The sequence below is a fragment of the Streptomyces sp. NPDC005784 genome (assembly GCF_042871525.1).
Taxonomy (GTDB): domain Bacteria; phylum Actinomycetota; class Actinomycetes; order Streptomycetales; family Streptomycetaceae; genus Streptomyces.
Map to the genome: position 1 here is coordinate 142,238 of NZ_JBIAIQ010000002.1, position 11,410 is coordinate 153,647.

Below are 11,410 nucleotides of genomic sequence, written 5' to 3' on the forward strand. Positions count from 1 at the left end.
CGGGGGGGGGGGGGGGTTGGGTGGGGGGGGGGGGGGGGGCCGGGGGGGTGGGGGGGGGGGGGGGGGGGGGGGGCCCCCCGGGGGGGGGCGGCCCCCCCCACCACCGCGCACCACGTGCAACCTCCGCTGTCGGTGCTCCGGCCCCGGTGGCGAGGTGAGGGGCGTCGACGCGCCCGGCCACGGGCGGGGCTGCGGGGGCGTCACGGCACCGATTGCGGAGGCGCCGAAGTATCGGTGGCGGGCTGCCAGGCCGTGACGACTGCGGGCCGCTGGGGCGCCGAGCCACCGAGCCGCCGAGCCGCCGAGGTGTACCCCGCGCTGTCGAGCCACCGGGCCAGTCTTCAGCGGGTGGCGGTCCCGTCCATGGCGGGGGGAGAGGCGGTGCTGACCTGTTCCCGAGTCGTTCCCGTGGATGCAGTCCATGTGAACCCGGCGGGGGGAACGTACGTGCCCCAGGGGGGCGGACTCATGCGGTCTTGTGAGAGGCGGTGGCGCCGCGTCGCGGGGCAAGGACGCGGCGCCTGGGCGGAGGGCCCGGACCAGCGACACAGGACAGGTCTAAACCAATTTCGGATCGGGCCTTGTCACCGAGCCCCCTGGTCTGATGAGCTGTGGGCTGGGACACAACGGACACCCTGGGAAAGGGAGATGTCGTGAGCAACGAAAGCCTGGCCAACCTGCTGAAGGAAGAGCGCAGGTTCGCGCCGCCCGCCGACCTGGCGGCGAACGCCAATGTCACCGCGGAGGCGTATGAGCAGGCCAAGGCTGACAGGCTCGGCTTCTGGGCCGAGCAGGCCCGCCGGCTGACCTGGGCCACCGAGCCGACCGAGACGCTGGACTGGTCCAATCCGCCGTTCGCGAAGTGGTTCGCCGACGGAAAACTGAACGTCGCGTACAACTGCGTGGACCGGCACGTCGAGGCCGGGAACGGCGACCGCGTCGCCATCCACTTCGAGGGTGAGCCGGGCGACAGCCGGGCCATCACCTACGCCGAGCTCAAGGACGAGGTGTCGAGGGCCGCGAACGCCCTCACCGAGCTGGGCGTCGGCAAGGGCGACCGGGTCGCCGTCTACCTGCCGATGATTCCCGAGGCCGTCGTCGCGATGCTGGCCTGTGCCCGTATCGGCGCCGCGCACTCCGTGGTCTTCGGCGGGTTCTCCGCGGAGGCGATCGCCACCCGCATCCAGGACGCCGACGCCAAGCTGGTCATCACCTCCGACGGCGGCTACCGGCGCGGGAAGCCGTCCGCGCTCAAGCCCGCCGTCGACGAGGCCGTCAGCCGGGTCGACGGGGTCGACAAGGTGCTGGTGGTGCGCCGCACCGGCGAGGACGTCGCCTGGACCGAGGGCCGCGATGTGTGGTGGCACGACATCGTCGGACGGCAGTCGGCCGAGCACACGCCGGAGGCGTTCGAGGCCGAGCACCCGCTGTTCATCCTCTACACGTCCGGGACCACCGGGAAGCCGAAGGGCATCCTGCACACCTCGGGCGGCTACCTCACGCAGGCCTCGTACACCCACAACGCGGTCTTCGACCTCAAGCCGGAGACCGACGTGTACTGGTGCACGGCCGACATCGGCTGGGTCACCGGGCACTCGTACATCACCTACGGACCGCTCTCGAACGGTGCGACGCAGGTGATGTACGAGGGAACCCCCGACACGCCGCACCAGGGCCGGTTCTGGGAGATCGTCCAGAAGTACGGGGTGACGATCCTGTACACGGCACCCACGGCCATCCGTACGTTCATGAAGTGGGGCGACGACATCCCCGCGAAGTTCGATCTGTCGTCCCTGCGGGTGCTCGGGTCGGTCGGCGAGCCGATCAACCCCGAGGCATGGATCTGGTACCGCAAGCACATCGGCGGGGACCGCACGCCGATCGTCGACACCTGGTGGCAGACCGAGACCGGCGCGATGATGATCTCGCCGCTGCCCGGGGTCACCGAGACGAAGCCGGGATCGGCGCAGCGGGCGCTGCCCGGCATCGCGGCGACGGTGGTCGACGACGACGCGAACGAGGTGCCCGACGGCGGTGGCGGCTACCTCGTGCTGACCGAGCCCTGGCCGTCCATGCTGCGCACGATCTGGGGCGACGACCAGCGCTTCCTCGACACGTACTGGTCGCGCTTCGAGGGGAAGTACTTCGCCGGCGACGGGGCCAAGAAGGACGACGACGGCGACATCTGGCTCCTCGGGCGCGTCGACGACGTCATGCTCGTGTCCGGGCACAACATCTCCACCACCGAGGTCGAGTCGGCCCTCGTCTCCCACCCGGCGGTCGCCGAGGCGGCGGTCGTGGGCGCGGCGGACGAGACCACCGGGCAGGCGATCGTCGCCTTCGTCATCCTGCGCGGGACGGCTTCCGCCGACGACCCCGGACTGGTGGCCGACCTGCGCAACCACGTCGGCACCACCCTCGGCCCGATCGCCAAGCCCAAGCGGGTCCTGCCGGTCGCCGAGCTGCCGAAGACCCGGTCCGGGAAGATCATGCGCCGCCTGCTGCGCGACGTGGCCGAGAACCGCGAGCTCGGTGACGTCACGACGCTCACCGACTCCACGGTGATGGACCTGATCCAGGCCAAGCTGCCGGCCGCATCCAGCGAGGACTGAGACGGGCCCACCCCGTCGGCCCGACCCTGAGGGGTGCGGGAGCCCCCGCGCGCTCCCGCACCCCTCACGCAGTCCCGCACCCCGCACGCGGCCAGCAGGGTCACCGGGAAGCCCTCTCACGCAGCCCCCGGGGTTGCCGGGATGCCCCCTCATCCCAACCAGCACGCCTCACGCCCGGTTTGGCCGTAATGTGAAGATCCCGCACCGACCCGGCCTCATGTTAGGTAAAGTAAGCAAAGCGTCAAGGCGCGACAAGATCGTTCATGGTGTGCCGGGAAGTCTGGTCGGCGAGTGCTCAGTCCTGCCTGCTCGACCGGAGGTCCTCCTCGTGCCCGCGCTCCCCAGCACCACCACTCGTAAGTTCTTCGGCCGGATGTCCCTGCCCGAGCGGAACTTCGTGGCGGACGCGCTGCGCACCGAAACCGTGGGCGGAGTGCTGCTGCTGATCGCGGCGGTCGCGGCGCTGATCTGGGCGAACACCCTGCCGGACAGCTACGAGACCGTCTCGCACTACCACTTCGGGCCGGCGGCGCTCGGGCTCGACCTGTCCGTCGAGCACTGGGCGGCCGACGGACTGCTCGCCGTGTTCTTCTTCGTCGCCGGGATCGAGCTGAAGCGCGAGCTGGTGGCCGGGGATCTGCGGGACCCGAAGGCCGCGGTGCTGCCCGTGGTCGCCGCTGTCTGCGGCATGGTCGTTCCCGCGGTCGTCTACGTCCTGACCAACGTGTTCGGCGGAGGCTCGCTCCAAGGATGGGCCGTCCCCACCGCCACCGACATCGCCTTCGCGCTCGCCGTGCTCGCCGTCATCGGGACGTCGCTGCCGTCCGCCCTGCGCGCCTTCCTGCTGACCCTCGCCGTCGTCGACGACCTGTTCGCGATCCTGATCATCGCGGTCTTCTTCACCGACTCCATCAACCTCGCGGCGCTCGGCGGGGCCGTCGTGGGCCTCGGCGTCTTCTGGCTGCTGCTGCGCAAGGGCGTGCGCGGCTGGTACGTGTACGTCCCGCTCGCGCTGGTCATCTGGGGCCTGATGTACAACAGCGGCATCCACGCCACCATCGCCGGTGTGGCGATGGGTCTGATGCTGCGCTGCCATCCGCTCGAAGGCGAGGAGCACTCCCCCGGCGAGCACATCGAGCATCTGGTGCGCCCGGTGTCGGCGGGACTGGCGGTTCCGCTGTTCGCCCTGTTCAGCGCGGGCGTCTCGATCTCCGGCGGAGCGGTCCACGATGTGTTCACCCGGCCCGAGACACTCGGCGTGGTGCTCGGACTCGTCGTCGGCAAGGCGGTCGGCATCTTCGGCGGTACGTGGCTGACGGCCCGGTTCACCAGGGCCTCGCTCAGTGACGAACTGGAATGGGCCGATGTCGCCGCCGTGGCCACCCTCGCCGGCATCGGATTCACCGTCTCCCTGCTCATCGGCGAACTCGCCTTCGAAGGCAATACGAGCCTCACCGACGAGACCAAGGCCGCCGTCCTGATCGGCTCGTTCATCGCGGCCGTGCTCGCCACGGCGCTGCTGAAGATGCGCAACGCCCAGTACCGCGCGCTGTGCGAGGCCGAGGAGCGCGACGAGGACCTCGACGGCATCCCCGACATCTACGAGCAGGACAAGCCGGAGTACCACCTGCGCATGGCCGCGATCTATGAGCGGAAGGCCGCGGAACACCGCAGGCTTGCCGAAGTGGCGGGTGGGGCAAGCGAGGGGGACGACGGTCCGGCATGATCTGACAGGACCGTACAAACACATGCAGAAGAGGGAGACAGCGATGAGCGCACCCGACGGCAGCCCGGTCGGCGCCGAACGCAGTATCGGCGAGCTGGTCGCCTCGGCGACGACCGAGATGTCCGCACTGGTGCACGACGAAATCGCACTGGCGAAGGCGCAGCTCAAGCAGGACGTCAAGCGCGGCGCGGTGAGCGGCGGCGCGTTCGGGGCGGCCGGCGCGGTGCTGATCTTCTCCCTGCCGATGCTCAGTTTCGCCCTCGCGTACGGCATCCGGACCTGGAGCGACTGGAATCTCGCGATCTGCTTCCTGCTGTCGTTCGCGGCGAACGTGCTGGTCGCGGCCGTACTCGCGTTGATCGGCCAGATCTTCGCGAAGAAGGTCAAGAAGAGCCAGGGCCCGCAGAAGGTGGCCGCCTCCGTGAAGGAGACGGCGGGTGTTCTGCCGAACGCCAAGCCGCACCCCCGGCCCGAACCGGTCGAGGACGCCGTCAAGGCTGTGGCACGCTCATCCTCATGACGGACCCCGCCACACCTTCGGCGCAACCCACCTCGGTCGTACGGATCGACCTTCCCGGCGGACAAAAAGTGACGCACCGGGACGTGGCCGCCAACGGCGCGCGCTTCCACATCGCCGAGCTCGGCGACGGGCCGCTCGTCCTGCTGCTGCACGGCTTCCCGCAGTTCTGGTGGACCTGGCGGCACCAGCTCGTCGCGCTCGCCGACGCCGGGTTCCGGGCCGTGGCCATGGACCTGCGGGGCGTCGGGGGCAGCGACCGCACCCCGCGCGGCTACGACCCCGCCAACCTCGCGCTCGACATCACCGGGGTCGTACGGTCCCTCGGCGAGCCCGACGCCGCGCTGGTCGGGCACGACCTCGGCGGCTATCTGGCGTGGACGGCGGCCGCCATGCGGCCCAAGCTCGTCCGCCGGCTCGCGGTGTCGTCCATGCCGCATCCGCGGCGCTGGCGTTCCGCCATGCTCTCCGACGTCAAGCAGACGGCGGCGGGCTCGTACATCTGGGGATTCCAGCGCCCCTGGATCCCGGAGCGCCAACTCCTCGCCGACGACGGCGCCCTGGTGGGCCGTCTGGTACGCGACTGGTCGGGGCCCCGGCAGCCGGACGAGGACACCCTGGAGACGTACCGCCGGGCCATGCGCATCCCGTCGACCGCGCACTGCTCCATCGAGCCGTACCGGTGGATGGTGCGGTCCATGGCGCGCCCGGACGGCATCCAGTTCAACCGGCGCATGAAGCGGCCGGTGCGGGTGCCGACGCTGCATCTGCACGGCTCACTCGATCCGGTGATGCGGACGCGGAGCGCGGCGGGCTCCGGCGAGTACGTCGAAGCGCCGTACCGCTGGCGGCTGTTCGACGGGCTCGGCCACTTCCCGCACGAAGAGGATCCGGTCGCCTTTTCCACCGAACTGATCAACTGGCTGAAGGATCCGGAACCCGACCGGTGACGATCCGGAACCCGGCCGGGACATCGGTGGTCACCATCGAGTGACCGCCCGGACGCACCCGGTGCCGCGCCCGGAATGCGGACCGTGAACGCCTGTCCTACGAACAGCCAATTGCCTGACGCATAGGCCAATTGAAGGGCTGGGGCGAGGTTATCGACCTTGGGGCAGGGGCAGACGTCGGGGTATGGGCTGGACGCACGACTACAGTGACGCAGCACGCAATCGCCGCTCGGCCACGGGTCTGAGCTCCCATCAGAGGGGCACCCCGCAGCTGACGGGCACGGATCCTCGCGTGGGGATTCCGCACATTCTGCGCCGCCGGGCCCGCTGGGTCTCCGTGCGGCTGCGCCATCCACGCGGCTGAGGCCCCGCCCACCGGTCAGAGCGCGCAGCTGTCGCTGTCCACCTGCTGGTTGGCCGTACGCCCCTTGGCGATGTCCGGCCGGACCTCGTCGGCGGTGAGCGCGTAGCCGGTCTCGGCGTCGTCCAGCGACTTCGCGAAGACCACGCCGTACACCTTGCCCTCGGGTGTCAGCAGCGGTCCGCCGGAGTTGCCCTGACGGACCGTCGCGTAGAGCGAGTAGACATCGCGGCGCACCGTCTTGCGGTGGTAGATGTCCGGGCCGTTGGCCGTGATGCGGCCCCGCACGCGCGCGGGCTGGACGTTGTACGAGCCGTTCTGCGGGAACCCCGCGACGATCGCGCTGTCACTGCTGCTCGCGTCCTTCGGGCTGAACCGCAGGGCGGGCGCCTTCAGGTCCGGTACGTCGAGCACGGCGATGTCGCGCTCCCAGTCGTACAGGACGACCTTGGCGTCGTACTTCTTGCCTTCGCCGCCTATCTGGACGGTGGGTTCGTCGACCCCGCCGACCACATGCGCGTTGGTCATGACGCGGCGGTCGCTGAAGACGAAACCGGTGCCTTCGAGGACCTTGCCGCAACTCTGGGCGGTGCCCATGACCTTGACGATGGAGTTCTGCGAGCGGGTGGCGACGGGGCTGCCGGCGAGCTGCGGGTCGGGCGGCTGGACCTCTGTGATGGGCTCGTTGGCGAACGGGCTGAAGACCTGCGGGAAGCCGTTCTGAGCAAGGACCGAGGAGAAGTCGGCGAACCAGGTGTTGGCCTCGGAGGGCAGCGCGCGGGAAACCCCGAGCAGCACCTTGGAGTTGCGGACCTCCTTGCCGAGCGTCGGCAGCGTCGTACCGGCGAGGGCCGAGCCGATCAACCAGGCGACGAGCAGCATCGCCACGACGTTCACGAGGGCGCCGCCGGTCGCGTCCAGGGCTCTGGCCGGGGACCAAGTGATGTACCGGCGCAGCTTGTTGCCGAGGTGGGTGGTGAGGGCCTGGCCCACGGAGGCGCAGACGATCACGACAACCACAGCGACGACGGCGGCGGTCGTACTCACCTTGCTGTCGTCGGTCGTCCAACTCCAGATGATCGGGAGCAGGTAGACGGCGACGAGACCACCGCCCAGGAAACCGATCACCGACAGGATGCCGACGACGAAGCCCTGGCGATAGCCCACGATCGCGAACCACACGGCGGCGACCAGCAACAGGATGTCCAGCACATTCACGAAGGTCACCTTGTCACGCGCGCCAGTCGAGCGGGACCTGGTTCTCGCGGTCCCACGGGCGCTCCCAGCCCGCGAAATGCAGGATCTTGTCGATCACTCCGGCCGTGAAGCCCCAGACCAGGGCAGATTCGACCAGAAACGCCGGACCTCGGTGACCGCTGGGGTGCACGGTGGTCGCACGGTTGGCCGGATCCGTGAGATCCACCACGGGCACCGTGAAGACCCGGGCGGTCTCGCCCGGGTCGACGACGCCGACAGGAGTCGGGCGGCGCCACCACCCGAGGACCGGGGTGACCACGAAGCCGCTGACCGGGATGTACAGCTTGGGCAGCACGCCGAAGAGCTGGACGCCGCTCGGGTCGAGGCCGGTCTCCTCCTCAGCCTCGCGCAGGGCCGCCCGCAGCGGCCCGTCCGCCTTCGGGTCGCCGTCGGCGGGGTCGAGCGCGCCACCTGGGAACGACGGCTGCCCGGCGTGCGATCTGAGGGTGCCGGCGCGCTCCATGAGCAACAGCTCGGGGCCCCGGTCGCCCTCGCCGAAGAGGATGAGCACCGCGGACTGCCGGCCCGTGCCGTTCGCCGGCGGCAAAAAGCGGCTCAGCTGGAGCGGTTCCACCGTCTCCGCGGCGTGCGCGACCGGGCCCAGCCAGTCGGGCAGACCGTCCTTGCTGAGCACCGGCCCGCCCTGTGTGTTGCTCTCGTCCTGTGTGTTGCCTGCGCGCTTCATCGCCACCCCCGTTCTGCTGTTCCCAACGCCCGCCGGGGCCGTGTTCGTTCCGTCATCCGGCGCCCAGTGGGGGTGCGGGGATGCCGCCCGCGTCCAGATAGGCCTGCGGCGGGTTGAGTCGCTGGCCGGGGAAGCCGCCCTTCTCGTACTTCAGGAGCTTCTTCGCCTTCTCGGGGTCGGTCTCGCCCTCCCCGTACGCCGGGCAGAGCGGGGCGATGGGGCAGGCGCCGCAGGCGGGCTTGCGGGCGTGACAGATGCGGCGTCCATGGAAGATCACGTGGTGCGACAGCATGGTCCACTCGCTCTTCGGGAAGAGCCCGCCGACAGCCGCCTCGATCTTGTCCGGCTCGCTCTCCGCCGTCCACTGCCAGCGCCGCACGAGCCGCTGGAAGTGGGTGTCCACGGTGATCCCGGGCCGCCCGAAGGCGTTGCCGAGCACGACGAAGGCGGTCTTGCGGCCCACTCCGGGCAGTTTGACGAGGTCTTCGAGGCGTCCGGGCACCTCGCCCCCGAAGTCGTCCCGCAGGGCCTTGGAGAGCCCTATGACGGACTTGGTCTTGGCCCGGAAGAACCCGGTCGGGCGCAGGATCTCCTCGACCTCCTCCGGGTTGGCCTCGGCGAGGTCCTCGGGGGTCGGGTACCTGGCGAAGAGCGCCGGTGTCGTCTGGTTCACCCGCAGGTCGGTGGTCTGGGCGGACAGGACCGTGGCGACGACCAGCTGGAAGGGGTTCTCGAAGTCCAGCTCCGGGTGGGCGTACGGGTACACCTCGGCGAGCTCGCGGTTGATACGGCGGGCCCGGCGGACGAGGGCGGTGTGCGACTCGTTCCGCGGCGGCTCGGGGACGACGGGCTGCACGGGTGCCACCTTCTTGGCGGCGGCCTCATCGGACGCCGCCTTCTTGGAAGCCGCCTTCGTTGAGACGGCCTTCTTCGAGACGCCCTGCTTGGGGGCGGCCTTCTTCGAGACCGCCTTCTTGGAGACCGCCTTCACCGGCGTCACCTTCTTGGCGGCCGTTTTCGCGGGTGTCGCCTTTTTGGCGGTCTGACGGGCGGTCTTCTTCGCGCTCTTCCCGCCGACCGTCTTCGATGCGGTCTTCGTTGCCGCCTTCGACGCGGTCTTCGGTACCGCCTTCACCGGCGTCGACTTTGTCGCTTTTGTCGATTCTTTGGTTCCGTCGGGGGCCTGTTCGCCCACAGCGGAATCGCGACGTACAACCACCCGCCCAGCCCCCTTGGCCTGTGCTCTCACCGGCGTTTTGGACACCCGGCCAGCCTAAAGCCCGACACCGACATCCGCCCCGGACCCCGAAGATCGGCCCCCAATTGGCCCCCTGCCGCACTCGTTGGGACGCCAGTGCGGCAGACTTGTGACTGATCACACTGTTTGGACGGTCCGGCAAGATGGGGAACACGGTCCCCTGGTACCAAGGGGGAGCAAGATCCCCTGAGCAGGTCGACAAGGAGAGAACTCGTGGACGACGTTCTGCGGCGCGCCCCGCTCTTCGCGGCGCTCGATGACGAGCAGGCCGCGGAGCTCCGCGCCTCCATGAGTGAGGTGACCCTCGCGCGAGGCGATGCCCTCTTCCATGAGGGCGACCCCGGCGACCGCCTCTATGTGGTCACCGAGGGCAAGGTGAAGCTCCACCGCACCTCCCCCGACGGGCGCGAGAACATGCTGGCCGTCCTCGGCCCCGGTGAGCTGATCGGCGAGCTGTCGCTGTTCGACCCGGGCCCGCGCACGGCGACCGCCACCGCACTCACCGAGGTCAAGCTGCTCGGCCTCGGCCACGGCGACCTCCAGCCGTGGCTGAACGCGCGGCCCGAGGTGGCCGCCGCCCTGCTGCGCGCCGTCGCACGGCGCCTGCGCAAGACCAACGACCAGATGTCCGACCTGGTCTTCTCCGACGTGCCCGGCCGTGTAGCGCGCGCCCTGCTCGACCTGTCGCGCCGCTTCGGCGTGCAGTCCGAAGAGGGCATCCACGTCGTGCACGACCTCACGCAGGAGGAGTTGGCCCAGCTGGTCGGCGCCTCCCGCGAGACCGTCAACAAGGCGCTCGCCGACTTCGCGGGCCGCGGCTGGCTCCGGCTGGAGGCTCGCGCGGTGATCCTCCTGGACGTGGAGAGGCTCGCCAAGCGCTCGCGCTGACACATTTGGCCGTACGTCGACGGGGTCCCGCCTTCTTCCGAGGCGGGGCCCCGTCGTCGTAACCCTTCCGAGGCGCGACCCCGGTGCCGTAACCCTTCCGAAGCGCGACCCCAGTGCCGTAACCCTTCGGAGGCCGGACCCGGTGTCGTGACCCTTCCGAAGCGGGACCCGTCCTCGGAACCGCCCTCCGGGGCCGGACCCGGCCGATACAGCCGCCCGCGGTTCTCCTCGCCTCGGCCCGTTGTGCCTCGAAGGGCAGCCGTAAATGATCTGCGCCAGGGCTGACCTTCGGGGCACAGTGGGCGTCATGGCCGCTCAGGGACACCGCAGAGGGCTCGACGCCCAGGGGTACATCGAGCGCGAGGGATCGCCCGCGCGCGTCCCGTACGCCTTCAGGCCGGTCGTCGCGGCGGCCCGTGACCGCGTCCTGGACGTCTTCGGGGCCCGGCTGAACGGCGCGTACCTCTACGGCTCGATCCCGCGCGGCACCGCGCGCGTGGGACGCTCCGACCTCGACCTGCTGCTGTCCCTGCGCGACGAGCCGACGGACGCGGACCGCGCCGACGCCCGCGCGCTCGAAGAGGCGCTCGACAAGGAGTTCGCCGAGATCGACGGGGTGGGGACGCTGCTGTTCAGCCGTACACGGCTGCTGAGCGACCTGGAGACGTACGACCTCGGCTGGTTCGTCGCCTGCCTCTGTACGCCCCTCCTGGGCGAGGATCTGGCCGAACACCTGCCGCGCTACCGCCCCGACGGGCTGCTGGCCCGCGAGACGAACGGCGACCTCGCCCTGATGCTGCCGCGCTGGCGCGAGCGGATCGCCGCCGCGGACACCGACGAGGCCAGGCGCCCGCTGGTCCGCTCGATGTCGCGGCACCTCGTCCGCACCGGCTTCACACTCGTCATGCCGCGCTGGAACGGCTGGACCAGCGACCTCGGGGAGATGGCCGAGGCGTTCGGCGCGTACTACCCGGAGCGGGCCGACGACGTACGGAACGCGGCCGTCCGCGGATACGAGCCGACCGGCGAACCGGCCGTGCTCCGCTCGTACGTGGACGACCTGGGGCCATGGCTCGCCGGGGAGTACGCGCGCGTGCACGGCATCAAGGCGCCCCGCCCGTGAAGGCCTCCTCCAGGACCCCGGAAAACGCCGCCG

General features: G+C 70.3%; 10 protein-coding genes. 7 read left to right on the forward strand and 3 right to left on the reverse strand.

Features of this window, described 5'->3' with window-relative positions; translation table 11 throughout:
• Window positions 1-611: 611 nt before the first annotated feature.
• The 5 genes from acs (at window position 612) to ACFYR3_RS03555 (ending at window position 6,169) form a co-directional block, all read left to right on the forward strand.
• Window positions 612-2,612 (forward strand): acetate--CoA ligase, encoded by a 2,001-nt coding sequence (gene acs, locus ACFYR3_RS03535; protein WP_355842867.1) that lies wholly within the window; start codon window positions 612-614, stop codon window positions 2,610-2,612.
• Between the two features lie 373 nt (window positions 2,613-2,985).
• Window positions 2,986-4,338 carry a Na+/H+ antiporter NhaA gene (nhaA, locus tag ACFYR3_RS03540; protein WP_389281596.1) on the forward strand — a complete coding sequence of 451 codons (1,353 nt, stop codon included), beginning with the start codon at window positions 2,986-2,988 and terminating at the stop codon, window positions 4,336-4,338.
• A 43-nt stretch (window positions 4,339-4,381) separates the two neighbouring features.
• Window positions 4,382-4,858 carry a phage holin family protein gene (locus ACFYR3_RS03545; protein ID WP_356783832.1) on the forward strand — a complete coding sequence of 159 codons (477 nt, stop codon included), beginning with the start codon at window positions 4,382-4,384 and terminating at the stop codon, window positions 4,856-4,858.
• Complete coding sequence (locus ACFYR3_RS03550; RefSeq protein WP_355842873.1) at window positions 4,855-5,805, forward strand: alpha/beta hydrolase; 951 nt, start codon at window positions 4,855-4,857, stop codon at window positions 5,803-5,805. The genes ACFYR3_RS03545 and ACFYR3_RS03550 overlap by 4 nt, the downstream gene beginning before the upstream one ends.
• 184 nt (window positions 5,806-5,989) lie before the next feature.
• On the forward strand, window positions 5,990-6,169 hold the full coding sequence (locus tag ACFYR3_RS03555) for a hypothetical protein (protein WP_261704743.1): 180 nt from the start codon (window positions 5,990-5,992) through the stop codon (window positions 6,167-6,169).
• A 15-nt stretch (window positions 6,170-6,184) separates the two neighbouring features.
• Here ACFYR3_RS03555 and ACFYR3_RS03560 read toward each other — a convergent pair whose 3' ends face one another.
• From ACFYR3_RS03560 to nth, 3 genes are read right to left on the reverse strand one after another with little or no spacing between them, the layout of a single operon-like run.
• Complete coding sequence (locus tag ACFYR3_RS03560) at window positions 6,185-7,384, reverse strand: MarP family serine protease (RefSeq protein WP_389281323.1); 1,200 nt, start codon at window positions 7,382-7,384, stop codon at window positions 6,185-6,187.
• 13 nt (window positions 7,385-7,397) lie between these two features.
• The gene (locus tag ACFYR3_RS03565) at window positions 7,398-8,108 is read right to left on the reverse strand and encodes a CoA pyrophosphatase (protein ID WP_355842879.1); all 711 of its coding nucleotides are present in this window, start codon (window positions 8,106-8,108) and stop codon (window positions 7,398-7,400) included.
• Window positions 8,109-8,160: 52 nt separating this feature from the next.
• Window positions 8,161-9,243 (reverse strand): endonuclease III, encoded by a 1,083-nt coding sequence (gene nth, locus ACFYR3_RS03570; protein WP_355842882.1) that lies wholly within the window; start codon window positions 9,241-9,243, stop codon window positions 8,161-8,163.
• A gap of 336 nt (window positions 9,244-9,579) precedes the next feature.
• On the opposite strand from nth, the gene ACFYR3_RS03575 reads away from it, so the two are divergent.
• Together ACFYR3_RS03575 and ACFYR3_RS03580 are read left to right on the forward strand one after the other, a co-directional pair.
• A complete protein-coding gene (locus ACFYR3_RS03575; protein ID WP_006382668.1) occupies window positions 9,580-10,254 on the forward strand; it encodes a Crp/Fnr family transcriptional regulator in 675 nt (224 codons plus the stop codon).
• A gap of 307 nt (window positions 10,255-10,561) precedes the next feature.
• A complete protein-coding gene (locus ACFYR3_RS03580; protein WP_355842885.1) occupies window positions 10,562-11,377 on the forward strand; it encodes a nucleotidyltransferase in 816 nt (271 codons plus the stop codon).
• Window positions 11,378-11,410 lie beyond the last annotated feature (33 nt).

Excerpts from the sequence above, each read along its gene's own strand:
- nhaA (WP_389281596.1), top strand. The coding sequence starts at position 2,986 with ATGTCCCTGCCCGAGCGGAACTTCGTGGCGGACGCGCTGCGCACCGAA.
- ACFYR3_RS03545 (WP_356783832.1), top strand. The coding sequence starts at position 4,382 with ATGAGCGCACCCGACGGCAGCCCGGTCGGCGCCGAACGCAGTATCGGC.
- ACFYR3_RS03550 (WP_355842873.1), top strand. The coding sequence starts at position 4,855 with ATGACGGACCCCGCCACACCTTCGGCGCAACCCACCTCGGTCGTACGG.
- ACFYR3_RS03555 (WP_261704743.1), top strand. The coding sequence starts at position 5,990 with ATGGGCTGGACGCACGACTACAGTGACGCAGCACGCAATCGCCGCTCG.
- ACFYR3_RS03565 (WP_355842879.1), bottom strand. The coding sequence starts at position 8,108 with ATGAAGCGCGCAGGCAACACACAGGACGAGAGCAACACACAGGGCGGG.
- ACFYR3_RS03580 (WP_355842885.1), top strand. The coding sequence starts at position 10,562 with ATGGCCGCTCAGGGACACCGCAGAGGGCTCGACGCCCAGGGGTACATC.